This is a genomic window from Candidatus Nitrosopumilus koreensis AR1 (genome assembly GCF_000299365.1).
In the GTDB taxonomy this organism is placed as follows: domain Archaea; phylum Thermoproteota; class Nitrososphaeria; order Nitrososphaerales; family Nitrosopumilaceae; genus Nitrosopumilus; species Nitrosopumilus koreensis.
On the sequence record NC_018655.1, the window covers coordinates 593,598 to 614,370 of the forward strand.

The window sequence follows — 20,773 nt, forward strand, 5'->3', positions numbered from 1 at the left end:
TTAACTTGCTAGAACACTTACAATATCTGATTTTGTAATAATTCCTACTAATTTTGAATTTTTTACAACTGGTAATCCGCTAACATTGTGTTTAATCATGAGTGTTATTGCGTCTTTGATTTCTTTGTCGTGATTAATTGTGATGGGGTTTGTTGTCATGATGTCTGTAGCGTGAAATGGAAATAGATAACTCATTTGATTTACATGTCCTTCTGTAAGTCCTTTTTTGAATTTGTATTCTTGTACTTCTTTTGGGTCCGCTGATTCTGCAATCCATTGAGGAATTTTTGCAGGAACAAAATCTCTAAACGTAATAATCCCTACTGGTTTTTGATTTCTCTTGATTATTATTCTGGATATTCCATATCTTAGCAACAAACTTTCAACATGTAGTATGGGGTCACTTGGAGCTGCAGTGACTAAGTTTTTTTTCATTATTTGAGACACTTTAAGCGATTCAGAACCTTTCGTTAAGAATATCTTGACCAGATCTGTCTTCGTTATTATTCCCCCTAGTGTTTTATCTTCATTTAGAATAATCACAACACTGATTCTATGTTTTTTCATCATTGTTGCACATTCTTTAACTGAATTTTCTCTAGTAAGTGTGAATAATTTTTTTGGTTTGAAACTTTTTGCTTGGACTGATTTTATTGGATTGTTGCCTAACTCGTAAATTTTCTTTGCGATATCTTTTTCGGTAATTACTGCTATTGGATTTTTTTTATCAATTACAACTACTCTTTTGACTTTGTTTTTTAGTAACGTGTCTCTGACTTTTACCAAAGTTGAATTTGGCCCTACAGTAATTGGTTTTGTTAATAATTTTGTTAATTTTGAATTTTTGACATCCACAAGGTTCCTTTTTTATTATTCATTAAATATGTCATTGCCAATATCATCAATGAAAATCACGACTAATAATTATTATAATGCTTTTTAATTCAAGTTTATGAAGTTAATTTATGGCTCAAAAAATTCCTTTGTATATAGTTGGATTGGCAAAAGATGAACCTGCAAATGAGCTTTTGATGTCTAAATTTGGTGGAGCCCTGGAGAAAGTTCAACAGGTGTTGCCTGATATTATTGAGGCTAAAATAACAGTAAAATCTCAAAACCCTGAAGGTTCTAGAACTCATTATGATGTTACCGCAATAGTGAAAACATCAAAAAACCAATTAGTCTATACCGAATCTGATTGGGATATACTCAAAATATGTGATCAATTAATCAAAAAATTGGAAAGAGAAATGCCAAAACATGATGATAAACGTCAAAGAGATAGTATTCGTAAGAGAGAGGTTTAGACACTGTTTACAAATATTTTAATTCCATTTGATTTGTCAACACAATCTACTAGGGCTTTTAAAGTCGCAGTAGATATTGCAAAAAAATATGACTCAAAACTTACTCTTTTGACTTGTCTTGAAGGGGATGCTTGGCATCATAAATTCTATGATGCAAGAGCTGATTCTGAACTAATTAAAAAACAAAAATCAGTCTCACAAAAACACCTTGAAAAATTAAAAGTAATTGCAGATAAAAACAATGTTTCTATAAAATCTAATATTTTAACATCAAAATCAGTTGTTAATGATATTGTAAACTTTGCAAAATCTAGAAAGTATGATCTAATTGTAATTGGCTCTCATGGTAGAACTGGTTTTGATAAAGCTCTTTTAGGTAGTGTTGCAAACGGTGTATCTCAAAAAGCAAGATGCCCTGTTCTTATAGTAAAATAATCCAGTGATATTGTTGATTTCAATTGTCGGTAGCGGTAGAGTTGGCTCGTCAATTGGATTTCTTTGTGTTTCTAATGGATTAGATGATGTGTTATTTGTAAATAAAACAAAAGAAAAAGCTATTGGTGAGGCATTAGATATTGCAAATGCAATACCTGCCAACTCCAAAATTTCTATACGTGGCACAGATGATTATTCTGAATTAGTAGGATCTGATATTGTTGTGATTACTGCAAGTGTTGATATTTACCTCAAAGATCGAACTGAAAATATTGGTTTACAGGTTAAAATGGTAAAAGATATTGCAGAAAAAATTAAAGAATATTGTCCTTCTGCAATTGTTTTGATGGTTTCAAACCCTCTTGATGTTTTAACTTATTTTTTTCAAAAACAAAGTGGTTTTTCTAGATTCAAAGTAATTGGTATTGCCTCTAGTCTTGATACTAGTAGATTTCGTTATTATATTTCTGAAACATTGTCTGTTCCTCAATCATCAATTTCTAATGCACTTGTTTTAGGAGAACATGGCGATTCTATGGTTCCAATTTTTTCAGGAGTGTCTGTTGGTGGAAATCCTCTTTTTTCATTGATTGATAGTAGGGACACAATAACTGAAAATGTTCGAAATTATTGGAAAACATTACGTAATTTCAAGAGTAGATCTCAATTTGGTATTGCAAAAAATACATTTGATGTAATAGATGCAATCGTAAAGAAAAAAGAGATTGTGATTCCTGCATCTATAGTTCTTGAGGGTGAGTATGGCGAATACAACATTGCCATGGGTGTGCCTGTAAAGATTGATCAAAATGGTGTATCTGAAATACAAAAAATAAAACTTGATGACACTGAAGCATCCTCTCTAAAAAAAATCATCTGAAAAAATTCGAAATGATATAGACTCTGTTCATGAATAAGTTGTTATTTTTTTGAGACTTTCTTCATGTTTGTTGCAGTAGTTTTTTTTTCTTCATGTTTGTTGCAGAGTTTTTTGTTTTTTAATTGAGAATGAATGAGATCTTTTTGCCAATGTGAATTGTATAATCTGCATTCTTTGTTATCGCAAAACGCATCTCCTGTTTCATAGTACATAATGGCCTGTAAAAGATATCCTTCTACAATTTCTGACAATCTTGGATCGTTGTATTCTAGAAATTCTCCTTTGTATTTTTCTTTAATTTTTACCATTTCCTCTTTTGTAAAATTGGTCATCAAATCAAGATAGTACTTCTTTGGTTTTGCAGGCGCTTCTATTATTCCTGTAGTTGATATTATTGTAGGATTTGCACCAATCAACGCTCTTGCATGATATCTAAAGTCATCTTCGTCAAATGTACATGTTAGTTTATTTGTAAAAATTATGTGTAGTGTGTCTTGAATCTTTTCATTTATTGGTATAGAATCTGATATTATTTTTTGTAATTCAAATCCATCATAAAGAATTTTTTCTTCATTTTGTGAATTATCTGTGTTTTCCCTTTCTGTTTGTATTTCTAATTCTGTAGGTGTATGTCTTGAAAATGGTTTTTTTAATTCAAAAACCTTCGTCGTTGCAATTTTTTCAAAAATCTCCTTATCTGCGTTTTTAAAAAAATTCGGTCTAGTTTCTATATCTGTCTGAAATGTTTGTCTGAGAAATTTTTCAATTTGGTTAATTTGAATTTCTGGAACTGTGGGTTCATCATAAATGATAATTTTTCTTGTTTTCAATATGGAGACAAACGTCTGATTGCTTATCTTTCTAACTCTTTGATTTTCTCAGCTGCAATTTCAGCTGCTCTTTTTCCAGAATACAACATTGAACCAAATGTAGGGCCCATTCTTGCCAAACCATGAGTTTCTGTGACTGACATTCCTGCTGCAATAAGTCCTGGATATACTTCTCCTGTCTTGTGAACAACATGCTCTTCTCCGTCGTTTACAAACATTGGTTGCATTCCTTTCCATTCAGCTAAACCTCTATCAACTAGTCTTTTCACTGCAACAGAATCATGACCTGATGCGTCAATGATTACTTTGGCTTCAAATGCAACTGGGTCCACACATGTAATGTTACGTGGTAATGCTGATACTGGCATCCAGTTAACAACAATTCCTGCAACTCTTCCGTTTTTTAGAACCAAGTCGTCAAATTTTGTTAATTGTAAAAATTTCACTCCTGCATCACAAGCTCCTGCAATTAATTTTGATACTGCGTGTGGACCAGGTGTCAAATACAATCCGTCTTTTACTTTTTTGTATGGCACTCCTAACTCGTCCCAAATTTTTTGTGCAGGTTCTCTTACGGTAACTGGATTCATCATATATCCTCCTAACCAATACCCTCCGCCCAGGTAGTTGTTTTGTTCAATAACTAAAACTTTGAATCCCAAGTTTGAAAGCTCTCTGCTTGCAGTAAGTCCTGCAGGGCCTGCACCGATAATTATTACATCTGATTCTGATCTGTCAATTAAGACCTCGTGGAATTCATTTGCTATAGCTTGTGTAATTTCAACTTCACGAACATCGGTAAATATTTTTGATGACTTTTCTGCTACAGTTGCTTCTTGCATGAAAAAATTCTTGCCTAGAACCCATTAATACTTTCCCACATGTGTTAAAAATTAGGAGATACTAATTATACTCCATGAATTGATTTTTTCTTAAAAATACAGGAAATATTGCGCTAGCCTTGAAAGTTTGAGTCCTAAAAACTCCATTTCTCAAAAATTTATATCACAACTCAAAGGAATTTCCTTGTATTGACAGTATCTGATCTTAAACAATCTGCACCTGATTCATCTCAACCTAAAATTAATTGGGCAAGAATCGAAGAGGCAGATAATTTTGCAAAAACTGTAAAACTATTCCGTCAAGGAAAATATGATGAAGATAGTTTCAGACGATTTAGACTTCAACATGGTGCCTATGGCACTCGTATGACTGGGGATTATGCAATGGTTAGAATTAAACTCCCTGCAGGCGAGATCTACCCTCACCAATTTGAAAAAATATCTCAGCTTAGTGAGCAATATTCTATTGGCAGCGCCCACTTTTCAACAAGAGAGAACATTCAACTACATTGGGTGATCCTTGAGGATGTCTCAGAAATTTTCAGAGGGTTAGCCGAAGTTGGATTGACTTCAAGAGAAGCATGCGGAAATAGTGTCAGAAATGTAATGTGTAGTCCAATGGCTGGTGTGTGTAATGATGAAGAATTTGATTCTACACCTTACGCACTTGCTACTGCAAAATTCTTTTTAAGAAATCCAATGGCTCAGAACCTTCCTCGTAAATTCAAATTCAATTTCACCTGTTGTGAGAAGCATGGGATGGTAAGAATGGTTGATGTTGGATTAATTCCTCAAATAAAAGAAATAGATGGAACTCCTCAAAAAGGTTTCAAAATATTTCTTGGTGGTGGGTTAGGAAACAGATCATTTGTTGGACATCAATTAGAAGATTTTACTCCTGAAGAAGAATTGCTTTACACATCAATTGCTGTATTGAGAATATTTGATAGGTTAGGTGATAGAAAAAATCTTGCCAGAAACAGAATGCGTTACCTTGTAAATGATATGGGTTGGGAAAAATTCCAAAACCTTGTACTAAAAGAAAGAGCTGTTGTAAAAGCTACTCAATCTATAGTTACACAACTTGATCTAGATAACACTCCTGATGCAATTAAACGACCAATTAGAATTAGTGATGAGAGTGGTAGTGGAACTCCTGATGGTTATGCCAGATGGCTGAAAACAAACACTGAAAAACAAAAACAATCTGATTATCGTACTGTATTTATCACTCTTGAGGCAGGAGATATCACTTCAAACCAACTAAGATCTTTGGCTGAAATTATTCGTGACTTTTCTTCAGAGGGTAAGGCTCGTGCGGGTTTTGTACAAAATGTTGCATTACGTTACGTGCATGAAGATGATTTACCACGTTTGTATTCTAAACTTCTTGAAGTTGGATTAGCAAAATCAGGCGCTCTTACCATGACTTCTCCTATTGGATGTTCTGGTACAACTTCTTGTAATCTTGCACTAACAAATTCACATAGACTGGCAAAAGAAATTCAAAGAAAATTCTTGGAATTAAAACTTGATGAAGATGATGATCTTCGTGATTCATCTATCAAAATAAGTGGGTGTCCAAACTCTTGTGGTCAACATGGTATTGCAACAATTGGATTCTTTGGAGGTGGTGCACGTGTTGGAAAAGATATGTATGCAAACTATCAGATGTCTTTAGGTGGACGTTCTGATGGTGACACAATGTTGGGACAAATTTGTCACAGAATTCCTGCAAAAAGAGTAATCCCTGTAATTTTAAAGATTATTGAACTGTTTAAGGAAAACAAAAAACCTGATGACACTCTGAAATCTTGGATTCATAGAGTTGTAAATAACAGTGAAGATTCTGAAATCAAATCTGTTGCTGATATTAAAAAAGTAATTGATCCATTAACAATTCCTCCAACAAAAGAAGAGGATCCTGATTTCTATCTTGATTATGGCAGCGATACTAGTTATCATACTAAAACTGGAAAGGGTGAATGTGCTGCTTGACAAAGTCGTATAACATAACAACAGATGTAGACTCTTTACGTTCAGAAATCAGAGACAAAAGCGTTCGAGTAATTGATGTAAGACGTGAAGATGATTACAAAAAAGATCATATCTCTACTGCTGTCAACTTGCCTTTGGCAAATCTTTTGTCTGATGATTCACCTGAACGTGTTTTAAAATTAGTAAATTCAATGGGAATTGATGATGAGACTCGTGTTGTTGTTTATGATGATACTTTTGGTGCATTGGCATCTAGAGTTGCATGGACCTTAGAATATCTTGGACATTCAGACGTGAGTTTGCTTGAAACAACTTACAGTCATTGGAAATCTCTTGGACTTGAAAACGACTCTCAAACCCCTGAAGTGCATAACAAGGAACACTCTTTGAACTTGCAGCCTGATATTTTGGCCACATCTGACTATTTGGACTCTGCAAAACAAAGAGATGATGTGATTCTAATTGATAATAGGGAAAGACTCAATTTCCTTGAACAACATATTCCTGGTGCAATTAGCCTTCCATACAGAACTCTTGCATCAAATGATAAAATTTTACGCTCAAAAGAAGACATGAAACGTTTACTTGATAATCGTGGTATAACTGGTGATTCTGAAATTATTACATATTGTGGAAGTGTGGGTACTCTATCTGGATTGGCATATTATGCATTAAAAACTGCAGGATTGCCTAATGCCAAATTATATGTTCGTTCTTTTAAAGAATGGAAAAACCTTCAGAAACCTACTGAAAAACAAGAAGATGCAAATTATTGGGATTTATCTGCTGAATAATTAAGAAATTTCGTTTCTAAGTTTTTTTGTAATTGTAACTTCTACATTATCAAATAACGTCAACATTTTTTCTTTGTTTTCAGCAATATAGTCGTCCCCTCTATCTTTTAATCTGATTTTCCATAATCTTATTTCTCTGTGTTCATCAAAGAAGTTTTCAATCATAGGCTCTCCTGATTTTTTAGGATCAACAAACTCATCAAATATTTCAATTGCTTTTTCTGCATTTTCTTCTTCAATTGCTTCTTTTGCATCTTGGATTGCTTGACTTAGTTCTTTAAGATTTTTCACTGGTTTTGGCAATCTCTTTCGTGTGATTCCAAACAATCCCTTCTTTTCTTTACCCATTTTTTCTGCAACATTTGGAGCAAGATCATAAACAGGAATTTTACTTAGACCGTCTCTTTTTTCATTTTGAACAATCAATCCCTTTTCTAATAATTTTCTCAATGCACCTTCTGCATCAGCTTTATCTAGAAATGTTGTCCATACAATTGAACCCAGTGTGTGGTATCCTTGTCTTATTGACTCTAAAACTACAACTTCTTGAATTCTTTTGAATCCTTCTTCAATTCTGACATTAACAAAATCTTTATCTCTGATTGATTTTCTTGCATTCTTTACATCAATTTCGATTGAACGTTTCAATGCTTCTAGTGATTCTGGAACCTGATTGAGTAATGATAGAAAACATGCTTTGTTATACCAAGCCATTCCGTATGTTGGGTCTGTTTCAATTGCTTTCTCAACTGAATCCAGAGCTTTAGAATAATTTTTTTGTTCATAATGTACTAATCCTTTAAGATTCCATGCTTCGGGATTTGTAACATCGATATCTAGAATTTTATCATAAACTTTCAATGCTTCGTTATGATCATCAAGATGAAATCTTGCATATCCTAATTTCAATAATGTCTCTACATTGTCTGGATCTATTCTCAAAGCTTGTTCAAAGGCTACGATGGCTTCTTCGAGTTTTTCATCTGCCATCAAATTAACTCCTTTTTTAAATAATTTCTTGCGATTATAGTCGATATCAACTAGTGATGTCTCTTCTGTTTTTTCTTCTATCTTGAATTCTTCTTCTTTTTCCTTTGATTTTTTCCCAAACGGTTTTTTCACTAGCTCAAAATGCGCTTTTATCTAGATAAATACTATCCTCTGCGAGCCTGAAAATAATCTAATTTGGAATCTAATCATGCGATCTAAATACAGAAATACTTGAAGTATAAACAAACGATTGTGGCATCTCAGTCTAAATTAGAAATCCAAGGTCAGGCACCATTTAAACAGTCGGGTGTATATGAGGTTCAAATTGCAATTGTTGGAAGTAGACCTTCTGATGAACAGATTAAATCAAAACAATTTACTTCTCTATGGCGTGGTAATTTCCATCTTAGGGTAAAAGATGGATTCTTTTCTGAAACTATTGGTTCTGCTGAAAACCCAATTCCATCTTCTGTGTTAGAGCTAGATACAATTTGGATAATTGTGACTGATTTGTTTTCATCATTGCATTCTGTCTTTGATGTTCCATTATCAAAACCAAAATCTCAATCTACTCAAACATTTACTGAAACTAAAGATTCTACTGAAATCAAAACAAGTTCTGAAACTCCTAAACAAAAACGTGTGACTACAACAACTGCTGGAACTTCAGGACCTACAGGTCCTTCCGGTGACAAAGGCCCTACTGGTCCACAAGGTCCACCCGGTGACAAAGGTCCACAAGGTCCTCCAGGACAAATGGGTCCACCCGGTGACAAAGGCCCTGAAGGTCCACAAGGTCCACCCGGTGACAAAGGCCCAACAGGAGATCGTGGTTCTTCTGGTGACAAAGGAATTACTGGTGATAAAGGACTAACTGGTGACAAAGGAATTACTGGTGATAAAGGTGATAAAGGTGACAAAGGAGTACCTGGTCCTCCTGGAGAAAAAGGTGACAAAGGACCAACAGGTCCGATTGGTGACAAAGGCCCAACAGGACTAAAAGGTCCGATTGGTGACAAAGGAGAAAAAGGCCCAACAGGTCTCCCAGGTGACAAAGGATTAACTGGATTAAGAGGGTCTCCTGGAGATAAAGGTGACAAAGGTCCACAAGGTCCACCCGGTGACAAAGGATTAACTGGTCCCATTGGTACTCCTGGAGAAAAAGGTCCAACAGGACAAGTAGGTGTTCAAGGAGAAAAAGGAATTCAAGGTAAACCTGGTCCTATTGGAGAAAAAGGTCCATTAGGTCCACAAGGAGAAAAAGGTCCATTAGGTCCACCTGGTCCACTTGGCGACAAAGGACTTTGGAGCTGCCTTTCTTGTTGCGGCTTTTCTCTTTGGAGCTGCTTTCTTAGCTGCAGTTTTCTTTTAGCTGCCTTTCTCTTTGGAGCTGCCTTTCTTGTTGCGGCTTTTCTCTTTGGAGCGGCTTTTCGTTTAGCTGCCATGTCGAATCGACATTTTCATTGTTTTTCAGTGGTTAAACTAAAGAAATTTACACAAATTGATTACAATTTATCAAGCATTTTTTTTAAAAATGATCCTTGATCGTGATATTTTCAATAAACACTTTCAGCTGATGGCCTTCTACCTTGTAACCAACTAGTTTTTCCACATATTGTGCATTTGTATTTTCTTCTACGCTTGTATGTTGCCATTTCTGGCAGAAAAACTAATTGTTGTTTTGTTTTTGTCATGCAAAATTTACACCATCTGTGTTCTGTTTCTTGATCCATTTTGTATTTTATGTTCCGCGAGTTTTGATAATTGTCAATACATCTTCATCTTGTAATATGTGACTTAATCCTACTCTTTGTCCTCCAAACTTAACGCTTTTACCCCACACCAATCCGTATCTGAACTCTCTTTTCATTCTTCGATGGAGTTTGTTACAAATATCTTCAACTGAATCTCCTTCTCTGGCAATTAATGGTTCTTTGTAATCGGTTTCACCACCTTTTGGGCGCATGTAAATCCTGATGAATTTTAATTTTTCATAAATTTTTTCTTTTAACAAATCAATATTGATATCTGAATTTGCTGACACTTCAATGACGTCTGTTTTGATTTTAGTCTTTAGATCTTTCAAAAACTTTTCATCAACTAAATCAATTTTATTCAAAACTGTAAGCGCTTTTGAATAACTAATGTTTCCTGCAATGTGATCAGCTAATTGTTCTGATGTTATATCTTCTCTTACAACAACTCGTGCACTTACAATTCCGTAAAGGTGCAGAATGTCTTTTAGATGTTTTTCAGTAATTTTTGTAAGTTTGACTTGTTGTGCAATTGCAATTCCTCCCATTGATGCTTTTTCAATTGTAATGTTTGGCGGTAATTGATTAAGTCTTATTCCTATGTTTCCTAATTCGGTTATCAATACATCTTCGTGATATGGCTGAAATACATCTAACACTAACAAAACAAGATCTGCTGTTCTAGCCACTGACAGAATTCTTTTTCCTAACCCCTTCCCCGTAGATGCTCCTTTAATAATTCCTGGAAGATCTAGAACCTGAATTTTTGCTCCTCTGTATTCCATCATTCCTGGAACCACCGTAAGTGTAGTAAATTGAAAAGCACCCACAGCTGATTTTGCACCTGTTAATTTGTTGAGCAATGTGGATTTTCCAACACTTGGCAATCCGATAAATACCACCGTTGCATCTCCACTCCTTCTTACATCGAATCCATCTGATTTCATTCCTGATTTTTTTGCAACATTGTCTTCTTGCTCTCGCTTGAGCTTTGCAATTTTTGCTTTGAGTAATCCTAAGTGATGCTCTGTAGCTTTATTGATTTGTGTTCTTGCCATTTCATCTTGAATGGCTTTAATTTTTTCAGGAATTCCCAACGTTATTCACTTTTTACTGATTTCTTTTCAAATAAAACCGTATTATTTTTTTCAATCTTTTGAATTCTGCTTATTGGTATTATCTGATTGTCATCTGATTGAATCAAAAATTCTGGCAATGTTGTCTCTATTGTTCTGTTAAAATTTCGATAGAAAATTTTGTATGTTTTTGCATCATCTGCATACATAGCTTTACTAAAAATTTCTTCTATGATCCCTTTTTTCACCATTATGATGGAAATGTCTCATTAACTAACAATATGTATTTGCTTTATGTCTTGCATATCTTTGTTTTTCCAGTAGTAGCAAATATTATTCAGTGGAAAAAATCACAGATATGAAAAAAAGAACGTTTGCTGTAGATATTGATGGAACTATTACTGAAAATGGTGGGGGGAGAATACATCTTGATGCACTTGAAGCATTAAGACGCCTAACAAATATGGGCCATGATGTAATTTTTGTTACTGGCCGATCATCAGTAGAGGGATTTTTACTATCTGTGTTTGGTGGAACCACAAAAGTTGCTGTGGGAGAAAATGGTGGCTGTATTACTTTGGATTCAAACGATCATGTTTTGTTAGGGAATATTGATGAGTGCAAACATGCATTTAATGTTCTAAAAAATAATCTCAAAAATGTCGAAGAAAAATACGTTTTTCCTAGAATGACTGAGGTTGTATTGCAGAGAACTTTTGATCTTGATGTCGCACAAAAGATTTTGTCTGAAAACGATCTAGATGTGATATTATCTGATAGTCAATACGCATATCACATAAATTCTGCAGGAATAGACAAGGGATCTGGATTTAGGGAAATAATGAAGAGATTTTCAATTACAAGTGATGATGTAATTGCAATTGGAGATAGTGCAACTGATGTGCCTTTGTTTAAAGTTGCAAAAACAAGTGTTGCTTTAGGAAATGCTTCTGATGCTGTAAAATCTGAGGCTACAATGACTGTTTCTGCACATGCCGGTGATGGTGTTCTTGAAGCATTAGATAAATTAGCACCTAGATTATCTGAGATATAGTATGACTTTCAAATCTATAATTGATGAAATTGAAAATAATCTAAACAAGATATTGTCTGAACTTTCTATAATTGATGTAAAATTTTCTGTAGAGCCTGCTAAACCTGGTTTTGGAGATGTTAGTTCAAATGTTTCATTCTTGTTAGCAAAACAACTCAAAAAAAGTCCTAAAGAAATATCAGAAATGTTATCTGAAAAATATCTTCAATGTGCTAGTACATTAGTTTCAAAATCTGAACCACATCCCTCTGGATATCTTAACTTTTATGCCGACTGGAAAAAACTAAATCAATTAATTTTGTCTGAATCAAATCTGCCTGAATTTGGAGATGTTGATATTGGAAAAAATTCTACCATTGTAGTTGAACATACAAGTGTTAATCCCAACAAAGCATTGCATATTGGTCACATACGTAATATCATAATTGGCGACACTATTTCTAGAATCTTAAAAAAGGCAAACTATAACGTTAATGTTCTAAATTACATTGATGATTCTGGTCTTCAAGTTGCAGATATCATTGTTGGTTTCAAACATTTTGGGTTTGAAATAGAACCTCCTAGCGGGAAGAAATTTGATCATTATTGTGGAGATGATGTTTATGTAAAAACAACTGAAAAATATGAACAAGACCCAAGTCTTGAACAAATCAGAAAAAATGTGCTAAAGGAACTAGAAGATGGAAATTCTGATACTGCTCAATTTGCAGATAAGATCACTCGTCGTGTATTGTCAAATCAACTTGAGACCTGTTGGAATCTTGGGGTGTCATATGACTGTCTGAACTTTGAGTCTCAGATAATCCGATCTGGATTGTGGAACCATATTTTTGAAAAACTCAAAGAAATGCATTTGATAGAATTTGAAAATGATGGAAAAAATGCTGGCTGCTGGGTGATTCGTGGTGAAGGTAAGGAGGAGGATAAAGTGATAGTTAGGAGTAATGGGACTGCTACGTATATTGCAAAAGACATTCCGTATGCTGCATGGAAATTGGGATTGCTTGATGATCCATTCCATTATGAAAAATATGAAAAAGAACAACCAAACGCTCGTGTTTTGTGGCAAACCACATTAAATGAAAGTGCTTCAAAATCTCAGAATTTTTCAGGTGATAAGGTAATTACTGTAATTGATTCTCGTCAAGCAAGACTGCAAAAAATTATCACATCGCTTATGGGAAAATTCAAATCCATTCCTGATGCATATGTTCATCTTGGATATGAGTCAGTTACTTTGAGCTCGGATACTGCAAAAATCCTTGGATTAGAAACTGATGGAAAGCAAGCTCAGATGTCTGGTAGGAAGGGATTGTATGTTAATGCAGATTCCGTTTATGACCTTTTGAAAGAAAAAACAATTGAAGAAACAAAGAAGAGACATTCAGAAATGAGTGATTCTGAAATCAAAATGATTGCTCATAATGTGTCTGTAGCTACACTGCGTTATGAGATGATCAAACAAGATTTAGACAAAATTATTGCATTTGATTTAACAAAATCTCTAAGCTTGGAAGGGGACACTGCTCCTTACATACAATATACACATGCTCGTGCCTCAAGAATCTTGGAAAAGTCTGGTAAGGCACCTTCTATCGATGTTGATTTCTCTTTACTAAAAGAACCATCTGAAATTGATTTAGTAAAGACAATTGGTCTTTTTGATTTACAAGTTCGCGATGCTGCAAATAATTTATCCCCAAAAGTAATTTCCAGATATTGTCATGATTTGGCTGTTGCCTTCAACTCTTTTTATGAAAAATCTAAAGTTCTTGATTTGGGAGATGAGCAACTAGAAAACTCTCGTTTGTGTTTGGTTAATTCGTTTAAGATTGTTATTGAAAAGGCATTAAATCTTCTAGGTATAACTGCACCTGATAAGATGTAATGTCCCAGTGAGTGCACCACTAATACTGGCTGTCTCACTGGGTGTTGGCGTGCAAACCAACCATGTTTGATGTTCTTATCTTAAATCTATTGTTATTTGGAAAATGATTTGATTTCTTTTTAATCAATATACTGTAAGAAATAATTGCATTTCAAACATGGTTATCAATTTTGCCTGTTGATATATTATGGAATTCATTATGCTTGGTTTTTCTATTATATGCCCTAATCCTAATGCATGACCTAGTTCGTGTCGGATCAACATTTTTAATTGTGTTGGAGTAATCTCATCTGAATCATAAATACTCACAAAAGCATTTTGTATTTTCCCGTCTTTGTATGTTAATTCTGTAAATCCGTCATATTTTGAATTTATTTCATCTTTTAGGTATATCGTGATGTAATTTTGATTGTTAATGTGTCCAATTTGTAATGTTGGTATTTGTGAGCTAAACTTTGTGTTTGTATTTTTTATCGCATTATTCCAACTTGTAAATTGAGTTTTTGTTTGTCCACCATTGTTTGATTTTATTACTTCTTCCACAATGTCTATTTTGTAGGGTTGCACTGCTGCATCTCTCATGATTAGAACTGAAATTGTATCTTCTTGAATGTCCCATGGGGTAATGATGCTTTGTTCATCATATTCCATTCCGTATGCGTAATTGCTTATAGTAATCATAGCTACCGCTATTACTATTGCCAATGCCCCTACTCTCACTGTGATAACTTAGTTTGCTCATATATTATTATGATCATTCTATATTTTCAATTTTTAGATTTTTTTGGGATTAAAACATACATTTGTATTTTTTATTATATATGTGAATTTACATTTGTACAATTTTTTAATTAATTGCCTTTTATTCTTATGACCCCTCCACAACTTGTTCGAATGTGTTATAAGTTACTTATGTTCATAACATATGAGAGGGTGCATATTAGTAGTCCCTAGACCCACTATATTACTAATGTACCCTATCTGTTTCTTATTTTCTAAAACTGGGGTTTCTTGTTATATCTCATTTGTAGTTCTATCTGTACATTGATTTCTCAGTTGTTTCATCCATTGGATTTGCTTGTCCTGAAAAACCACTAAAATTAGAACGCAGGATTTTTTGAATATGTGCTGTTACTCTTGCAACATTGTCCCACGTGTCATGAAATGAGACTCTGTCAAGAATTTGTTCATCAACATGTGAGAATATTGCTAATCCTGCAATGTTTTCTTTATCTTTGACCCATTGGTGCCCAACTTTGCAAATTGTACAAATTTCACTAATGTCCATAACTGCTTTTGAAAATGATGGGTTTTTCATTACCAATAATTTTGCATCGTCTTCGGGAAATCTCATATTTACATTTAAATGAATTCTGTCTTTTCTGTTTGCATTTTTGCTAATTATGACATTTGTGCCAACTCTAAATTGCCATTCAATTAACTTGCTTTTCTCTCTGACTTTTTCTGTTTGATCTTCATAATTGATATTGGTTATTTTGATAAATTCTTCAACAAGATTTTTCATTTCTTCTGAAGTCTTTGCCATGAAACCACTCGTAATATCTACAATATATGCATATTATAGAAAAAAGAGACTAATGGCTGTGTCCACAACCACAGGAATCATGTCCACCATGACCTTCTGTTTCTTTTCCTGCGCATTTAGAACATTTGTCTGAACCGGTTGGTGAGAAAAATCCTATGCCGCATGAAACGCATTTTTGATTTGCCATATATCTAATCAAAAATTACTATATTTAATGATAGATAGAAAATATCTTGTTATTTGAGATATTTGTCAAGTAGTTCATTGATTACTCGTGAGTAACTTACAGAACTGTTTGATTCTCTTATCATTTTTGATTGGCGTTGTCTTAGTTTCTTATCTAATTCATCGTCTATCATGATTGTAACTCTTTTCATTGCACTGTTTATTGCACAATTATGAACTTAAGAAGTATGGACATTTTCTAATTGATCTTGTTCCATTGTGGAATTATTCTGATGGTCTTGCATTTCCAATTTCACCTTTCTTTTGGAATTCTCTATATTCGCCAATTATTGAATTGCATTTTTCACAGACGTATTGACCTCTTTCAATTAAGATCAGATTGTCTGCAACCTCCTCATTGGGGCTCTCCTCTAACTGAATTTTTGGGGGATTGTCAAACTCTGTCTCGCAATTATTGCAATAATGTTTGAGCATTTTTTCAGTTTCAATTTTTCCTATTGGGGCTAGAAATAATTTCCCCACTCCTAAATCTGCTTTTTTTGCTTGCTCATCAGTAAGGTCTGCTATCACGTATCCGCCAGAGCCTTGAACTTTTAATTCTGTCATTTCATATTGCTCTTGATTTTGGTATTAAAATACTATTTGTGTTGGGATGGATTGTTTAGAATACAACGAGACACACGGAAAGCATGTTTTTTCTAGGACGTTGACCTAACATGAGATGCTTTCCATACCGTTATTCTACGACGCAGAATAACAGTTTTCTCGTTACATATTATACGTCAAAATGATATTTAACCATATCTTGATTCTCACCTAATGCCAACCTTGAATTAAAAAATTTATTGAGATGTAAATTGATGAATACTTTGGACATACACTAAATTGCTTGTCCTTTGAATAGACACACTTGAAATCATTGTTGTTTTATTATGTGAAAATCAGTAGATTCTTATCTAAAATTTTTCAGCAAATCCTATGGATAAAATAAAACAAAATTCTCCTGTGTTATTCTACTTTAATCACTCAAAAAAATGGCTTGTAAAGATTACAAAAAAAGAGTCCCTTCATACTCATATTGGTGTCATCAAACATTCTGATGCTATAGGAAAAGAGTATGGCTCACGACTTGTTACAAATAAAGACAAGTATGTCTACCTGCTCAAACCCACGATGTATGACTATGTTATGAAAATACAACATGGTACTCAGATAGTTTATCCAAAGGATATTGGATATATTATTGCAAGAGCAGGAATTGAGAGTGGGCAAAAGATTCTTGAAATTGGAACTGGAAGTGGTTCCTTAACTTCTTGTGTGGCAAGTATTGTAAAACCACGAGGACATGTTTACACTTTTGATGTTGATGAAAATTTTATGAAAATTGCAGAAAAAAATATTCAAAAAGCTGGCGTTTCAAAATATGTGACACAGCATAATTTAGATTTGAAAACCGCAAAAAAGATGCCTCTTGATGATATGGATGTTGCTTTAATTGATCTTGGCGATCCTTGGTTGGTAATTCCTCAAGTGCGAAAAATGCTTAAGGGAAGTGGTGCCATATTTGCGATTTGTCCTACAATGAATCAACTAGAAAAACTAACTACAAGTTTAGTTGAAAATGAGTTCACGGATATTGAATCAACTGAGCATATTTTACGTACTATAGAGGCACGAGAAGGAAAAACTAGACATTCTTTTCAAGGAATTGGCCATACAACCTATCTATGCTATGCAAGAAAAGCGTTTTTTGGTAGAGAAACAAAAAAATCAACAAAACCCAAGGCTACCAAAACTACCAAAAAGTCTTCTTAAAAATTTAAGACAAGATTTATTCTGGTATTTTTTAGAATATTGTATATGGTTACAAAAAACCTTACACCTTCTATGGTAAAGAAATACATCCCTTCTAGAAAAGCAAAATCCAGAAAAGGCGATAATGGAACTGTTCTGATAGTTGGCGGAAGTTACATTTACCACGGTGCTCCTATTTTATCTTCAATTGCCGCATTACGATGTGGGACTGATCTAGTTTACACATGTGTTCCAAAAATCAATGTGTCTGCAACTCGTTCTGTTTCGCCCAATCTCATTGTGCTTCCACTAGTTGATCAAAAATTAACTCGTGGTGCTGTCAATAAATTACTTGGTATGCTTCCCCATAATCTTGATTCTGCAACAATTGGGATGGGTCTTGCCATTCAAGAAAAAAATTCGTTATTACATCTTGTAAAATCCCTTTTGTCTCAAGATGTAAGACTGTCTCTGGATGCAAGTGCATTAATTCCAGAGGTATTACCTCTTTTAGCAAACAAAAATGTCGTAGTGACTCCTCATGCTGGAGAATTTAAGAGATTGTTTGGTGAATCTCCGTCAAACATAAAAAAAGAACGAATTAAAACTGTGGAAAATTATGCAAAAAAATTTGGTATAACTGTATTGTTAAAAGGTGCTACGGATGTGATTTCAAATGGCTCTACAACATATCTTTATGAGAAAAAAACTCCTGGCATGACTGTTGGAGGAACTGGTGATGTTTTGTCTGGTTTAGTGGCAGGGCTATTATCTAAGAATAGAAATACCTTAGAATCTGCAGCAGCTGCAACTCTCATTAATGGATTGGCAGGAAAGGCAACTCAAAAAAAATTGGGGTTGCATATGACCTCTATGGACTTGTTAGAAGAACTACCATATGTGATGAAACAGTTTGATAAGATAGTGTGATTTCATGAATGTCCTAAAACATGTAGATTCCAACATGGATGGTTTGATTTCGGATCTGCAAACCTTAATTAGACAACCAAGTGTCTCTGCAAAAAATGAAGGCATTACTGAATGCTCCAAACTTGTTCAAAAATTATTACAAAAATCCGATATTAAATCTGAACTTTTACGCTTGAAAAAAGGAGTTGCACCTATTGTTTATGGTGAGGTCACATCAAAACAAAACCCAAACAAGACTTTGCTGTTTTACAATCATTATGATGTGCAACCTGCAGAGCCATTTGATTTGTGGGATGATCCTCCATTTAGTGGAAAAAGAAAAGGAAACAAAATCTTTGGACGAGGTGCAACAGACGATAAAGGCGAATTGATTACAAGAATAAAATCCGTTGAAGCGTACCTGAAAACAACCGGTGATGTGCCTTGTAACATAAAATTTGTTATTGAAGGCGAAGAAGAAACTGGCAGTGCACACATTGAAGATTATTTGAAAAAATACAAAAAAAAATTTTCTTGTGATGGGGTGATCTGGGAGTTTGGATATGTTGATTCAAAAAATCGGCCGATAATTGGTCTTGGGATGAAAGGATTGTTATTTGTTGAGTTGTCTGTAAAAGAATCAATCAGAGATGCTCATTCCAGCCTGGCAGTGTTGATAAAAAATCCTGCATGGAGATTGATTGAGGCTGTAAACACATTACGAAACACTGATGGAAAAATACTCATCAAAGATTGGTATAAGGAAGTAACTCCATTTTCAAAAAATGATTTAGATTTAATTCGTAAAGAACCATTTGATGCAAATACCTTCAAAAAAGAATTTGGGATAAAATCCTTTGTTGGCTCTAAAAATGGATTGGATGCAAAAAAAGCTCTAGTTGGTGATGCCACATGTAATATTGCAGGATTTGTTTCTGGATATACTGGAGATGGTGCAAAAACTGTTCTTCCTGGAGAAGCACTAGTCAAAATAGATTTTAGATTGATACCAAAAATGGATCCTCGCAAACAAGTTGTGAGACTAAAAAATCATTTAAAATCCAAAGGATTTGGAGATATCAAAATCAAAGTATTTCATGGAGAGGCAGCTGCCCGAACTAATTCCTCTGATCCTTTTGTCAGTCAGGTAAAACAAGCAGCTGACAAATCTTTTGGAAAATCAATCCTGAATGTTTCTAATGCTGGAACAGGCCCGATGTATTCGTTTGTCAATGTCTTAAAAGCTCCTTGTATTGCTATTGGAAGCACATACATGTTTGCTAGAATTCACTCTCCAAATGAATTTGCTAGAATTGATTTGCTAAAGAAAACAACAAAGTGTATGTGTCTAATTATGGATAATTTTGGAAAGAATCAGTGAATGAATCTTGGTAATTTCTTGACTATGTGAGACAGTGACACTCTTCCAGGACCTGCTGCAACAATTACTAGACATGATGCTAGCAAAATCAAATCAATACGATAACCACCATCTCCTGTCAAGCTTTGAGCTTCCTTGACTAGGAAAATTGCCCCTAGCATAATTATTGATAGTAATGATGCAGAAATTCTACTCAATACTCCTATGATCAAAAGAATTCCTGGAATTGTTTCTGCCAATCCAATAGGAATTTGCATTTCTGGTGGTAATCCTAAACTACTCAAAAACCCTCCAAATCCTGGATTGCCTAGTTTGGATGTACCTGCAACAATAAAGATCACACCAACTGCTGATCTTAAACCCATAAACGAAATGTCTACTAGATTTTTTTTACTAATCTCGCTAGTAGCCATGTTATCTGTTTGATTTTTTTTTAGTATAACTATTTTGCTTATTTTTTGCCGTAAGATGTAGAAAGCCCTTTATTATGCTCTAAAATTATTTGAAATATGTCCATGTATATGCCCGGAGCAACTGCTGTTGGGATTACTTTTGATGGCGGTGTAGTTTTTGCCAGTGAAAAAAGGATCGCATTTGGAAATTTTCTAGTAAGTAAAACAACAAAAAAGACATTTCCTATCACTCCTAAAGTTGGAGCAACATGTGCCGGACTCGTAGCCGACATGCAAATACTATCATTACAAATTGCCGCTCTTGCAAAAATAAGAAAAATGGAGCTCAAAAGAGACGTTCCACCAAATACAGTTGCTAAAATGATGTCAAATATGATGTATGAAAGAAGATACTTTCCATTATTGACTCAGGTAATCGTTGGAGGTGTTGTTGATAAACCAATTATGTACACTCTTGATCCATTGGGTTCTGTTTTGCCTGATGAATATGCTGCAGTTGGAACTGGAGCTGAAATGGCATTGGGTGTACTTGATCCTCAATTCAAACCAAACATGACCAAAGATGAGGCAATTGATTTGGCAAAACGTGCAGTACGCGCAGCATCTCTTAGGGATTCTGCAAGTGGTGACGGTTTGGATATTCTTGTTATTACCAAAGACGGTACTGAAGAATTCACAGAAGCCATCAAGTAAATT

General features: G+C 34.4%; 25 protein-coding genes. 12 read left to right on the plus strand and 13 right to left on the minus strand.

Annotated elements, in window-relative coordinates; translation table 11 throughout:
• Positions 1-855, minus strand: a complete 855-nt coding sequence (locus tag NKOR_RS03450; RefSeq protein ID WP_014962976.1) for a CBS domain-containing protein — start codon at positions 853-855, stop codon at positions 1-3.
• Positions 856-965: 110 nt separating this feature from the next.
• Between NKOR_RS03450 and NKOR_RS03455 the strand changes: the two genes are divergently transcribed.
• From NKOR_RS03455 to NKOR_RS03465, 3 genes are read left to right on the plus strand one after another with little or no spacing between them, the layout of a single operon-like run.
• Positions 966-1,307: an HPF/RaiA family ribosome-associated protein gene (locus NKOR_RS03455; RefSeq protein WP_014962977.1), complete on the plus strand. Its 342-nt coding sequence runs from the start codon at positions 966-968 to the stop codon at positions 1,305-1,307.
• A 15-nt stretch (positions 1,308-1,322) separates the two neighbouring features.
• Complete coding sequence (locus NKOR_RS03460) at positions 1,323-1,742, plus strand: universal stress protein (RefSeq protein WP_255348578.1); 420 nt, start codon at positions 1,323-1,325, stop codon at positions 1,740-1,742.
• Between the two features lie 4 nt (positions 1,743-1,746).
• Entirely contained in the window at positions 1,747-2,622 is an 876-nt protein-coding gene (locus NKOR_RS03465; protein ID WP_232212262.1) for a malate dehydrogenase, read from the plus strand.
• A gap of 41 nt (positions 2,623-2,663) precedes the next feature.
• Here NKOR_RS03465 and NKOR_RS03470 read toward each other — a convergent pair whose 3' ends face one another.
• Positions 2,664-3,452, minus strand: coding sequence for a DUF6775 family putative metallopeptidase (locus NKOR_RS03470; protein WP_014962980.1), 789 nt, complete (start codon positions 3,450-3,452; stop codon positions 2,664-2,666).
• A 23-nt stretch (positions 3,453-3,475) separates the two neighbouring features.
• A complete protein-coding gene (locus tag NKOR_RS03475; protein ID WP_014962981.1) occupies positions 3,476-4,294 on the minus strand; it encodes a sulfide-dependent adenosine diphosphate thiazole synthase in 819 nt (272 codons plus the stop codon).
• 189 nt (positions 4,295-4,483) lie between these two features.
• Between NKOR_RS03475 and NKOR_RS03480 the strand changes: the two genes are divergently transcribed.
• Positions 4,484-6,292 carry a nitrite/sulfite reductase gene (locus NKOR_RS03480; RefSeq protein WP_014962982.1) on the plus strand — a complete coding sequence of 603 codons (1,809 nt, stop codon included), beginning with the start codon at positions 4,484-4,486 and terminating at the stop codon, positions 6,290-6,292.
• Positions 6,289-7,086 (plus strand): sulfurtransferase, encoded by a 798-nt coding sequence (locus NKOR_RS03485; RefSeq protein WP_014962983.1) that lies wholly within the window; start codon positions 6,289-6,291, stop codon positions 7,084-7,086. The genes NKOR_RS03480 and NKOR_RS03485 overlap by 4 nt, the downstream gene beginning before the upstream one ends.
• Here NKOR_RS03485 and NKOR_RS03490 read toward each other — a convergent pair whose 3' ends face one another.
• Positions 7,087-8,208, minus strand: a complete 1,122-nt coding sequence (locus tag NKOR_RS03490; RefSeq protein WP_014962984.1) for a tetratricopeptide repeat protein — start codon at positions 8,206-8,208, stop codon at positions 7,087-7,089.
• Between the two features lie 120 nt (positions 8,209-8,328).
• Here NKOR_RS03490 and NKOR_RS03495 point away from each other — a divergent pair, with 120 nt between their 5' ends.
• Positions 8,329-9,621 carry a collagen-like domain-containing protein gene (locus tag NKOR_RS03495; RefSeq protein ID WP_014962985.1) on the plus strand — a complete coding sequence of 431 codons (1,293 nt, stop codon included), beginning with the start codon at positions 8,329-8,331 and terminating at the stop codon, positions 9,619-9,621.
• Between the two features lie 11 nt (positions 9,622-9,632).
• Here NKOR_RS03495 and NKOR_RS09935 read toward each other — a convergent pair whose 3' ends face one another.
• From NKOR_RS09935 to NKOR_RS03510, 3 genes are read right to left on the minus strand one after another with little or no spacing between them, the layout of a single operon-like run.
• Entirely contained in the window at positions 9,633-9,809 is a 177-nt protein-coding gene (locus tag NKOR_RS09935; protein WP_016939612.1) for a hypothetical protein, read from the minus strand.
• An 8-nt stretch (positions 9,810-9,817) separates the two neighbouring features.
• Positions 9,818-10,927, minus strand: coding sequence for an OBG GTPase family GTP-binding protein (locus NKOR_RS03505; RefSeq protein WP_014962986.1), 1,110 nt, complete (start codon positions 10,925-10,927; stop codon positions 9,818-9,820).
• A gap of 2 nt (positions 10,928-10,929) precedes the next feature.
• Positions 10,930-11,157, minus strand: coding sequence for a DUF504 domain-containing protein (locus NKOR_RS03510; RefSeq protein ID WP_014962987.1), 228 nt, complete (start codon positions 11,155-11,157; stop codon positions 10,930-10,932).
• A gap of 107 nt (positions 11,158-11,264) precedes the next feature.
• Between NKOR_RS03510 and NKOR_RS03515 the strand changes: the two genes are divergently transcribed.
• Entirely contained in the window at positions 11,265-11,960 is a 696-nt protein-coding gene (locus NKOR_RS03515) for a phosphoglycolate phosphatase (protein WP_026089959.1), read from the plus strand.
• Position 11,961: 1 nt separating this feature from the next.
• Positions 11,962-13,848: an arginine--tRNA ligase gene (locus NKOR_RS03520; RefSeq protein WP_014962989.1), complete on the plus strand. Its 1,887-nt coding sequence runs from the start codon at positions 11,962-11,964 to the stop codon at positions 13,846-13,848.
• A 123-nt stretch (positions 13,849-13,971) separates the two neighbouring features.
• On the opposite strand, the gene NKOR_RS03525 is transcribed toward NKOR_RS03520, so the two are convergent.
• The 5 genes from NKOR_RS03525 to NKOR_RS03535 all read right to left on the minus strand — a co-directional run bounded on the left by NKOR_RS03525 (position 13,972) and on the right by NKOR_RS03535 (position 16,186).
• The gene (locus NKOR_RS03525) at positions 13,972-14,553 is read right to left on the minus strand and encodes a matrixin family metalloprotease (protein WP_232203032.1); all 582 of its coding nucleotides are present in this window, start codon (positions 14,551-14,553) and stop codon (positions 13,972-13,974) included.
• 328 nt (positions 14,554-14,881) lie between these two features.
• Positions 14,882-15,394, minus strand: coding sequence for a hypothetical protein (locus NKOR_RS03530; RefSeq protein ID WP_014962991.1), 513 nt, complete (start codon positions 15,392-15,394; stop codon positions 14,882-14,884).
• 49 nt (positions 15,395-15,443) lie between these two features.
• Positions 15,444-15,581 (minus strand): hypothetical protein, encoded by a 138-nt coding sequence (locus NKOR_RS09940; RefSeq protein ID WP_016939614.1) that lies wholly within the window; start codon positions 15,579-15,581, stop codon positions 15,444-15,446.
• Positions 15,582-15,630: 49 nt separating this feature from the next.
• Positions 15,631-15,771, minus strand: coding sequence for a hypothetical protein (locus NKOR_RS09945; protein WP_016939615.1), 141 nt, complete (start codon positions 15,769-15,771; stop codon positions 15,631-15,633).
• A 73-nt stretch (positions 15,772-15,844) separates the two neighbouring features.
• Complete coding sequence (locus NKOR_RS03535; protein WP_014962992.1) at positions 15,845-16,186, minus strand: hypothetical protein; 342 nt, start codon at positions 16,184-16,186, stop codon at positions 15,845-15,847.
• Positions 16,187-16,558: 372 nt separating this feature from the next.
• On the opposite strand from NKOR_RS03535, the gene NKOR_RS03540 reads away from it, so the two are divergent.
• From NKOR_RS03540 to NKOR_RS03550, 3 genes are read left to right on the plus strand one after another with little or no spacing between them, the layout of a single operon-like run.
• Entirely contained in the window at positions 16,559-17,395 is an 837-nt protein-coding gene (locus NKOR_RS03540; RefSeq protein WP_014962993.1) for a tRNA (adenine-N1)-methyltransferase, read from the plus strand.
• Positions 17,396-17,440: 45 nt separating this feature from the next.
• Positions 17,441-18,304 carry an NAD(P)H-hydrate dehydratase gene (locus NKOR_RS03545; RefSeq protein ID WP_014962994.1) on the plus strand — a complete coding sequence of 288 codons (864 nt, stop codon included), beginning with the start codon at positions 17,441-17,443 and terminating at the stop codon, positions 18,302-18,304.
• A 4-nt stretch (positions 18,305-18,308) separates the two neighbouring features.
• Positions 18,309-19,664: a M20/M25/M40 family metallo-hydrolase gene (locus NKOR_RS03550; protein WP_014962995.1), complete on the plus strand. Its 1,356-nt coding sequence runs from the start codon at positions 18,309-18,311 to the stop codon at positions 19,662-19,664.
• Here the strand turns inward: NKOR_RS03550 and NKOR_RS03555 are convergent.
• Positions 19,658-20,077 carry a DoxX family protein gene (locus NKOR_RS03555; RefSeq protein ID WP_014962996.1) on the minus strand — a complete coding sequence of 140 codons (420 nt, stop codon included), beginning with the start codon at positions 20,075-20,077 and terminating at the stop codon, positions 19,658-19,660. The genes NKOR_RS03550 and NKOR_RS03555 overlap by 7 nt on opposite strands.
• A gap of 96 nt (positions 20,078-20,173) precedes the next feature.
• Here NKOR_RS03555 and NKOR_RS03560 point away from each other — a divergent pair, with 96 nt between their 5' ends.
• Entirely contained in the window at positions 20,174-20,770 is a 597-nt protein-coding gene (locus NKOR_RS03560) for an Ntn hydrolase family protein (protein ID WP_232203033.1), read from the plus strand.
• Positions 20,771-20,773 lie beyond the last annotated feature (3 nt).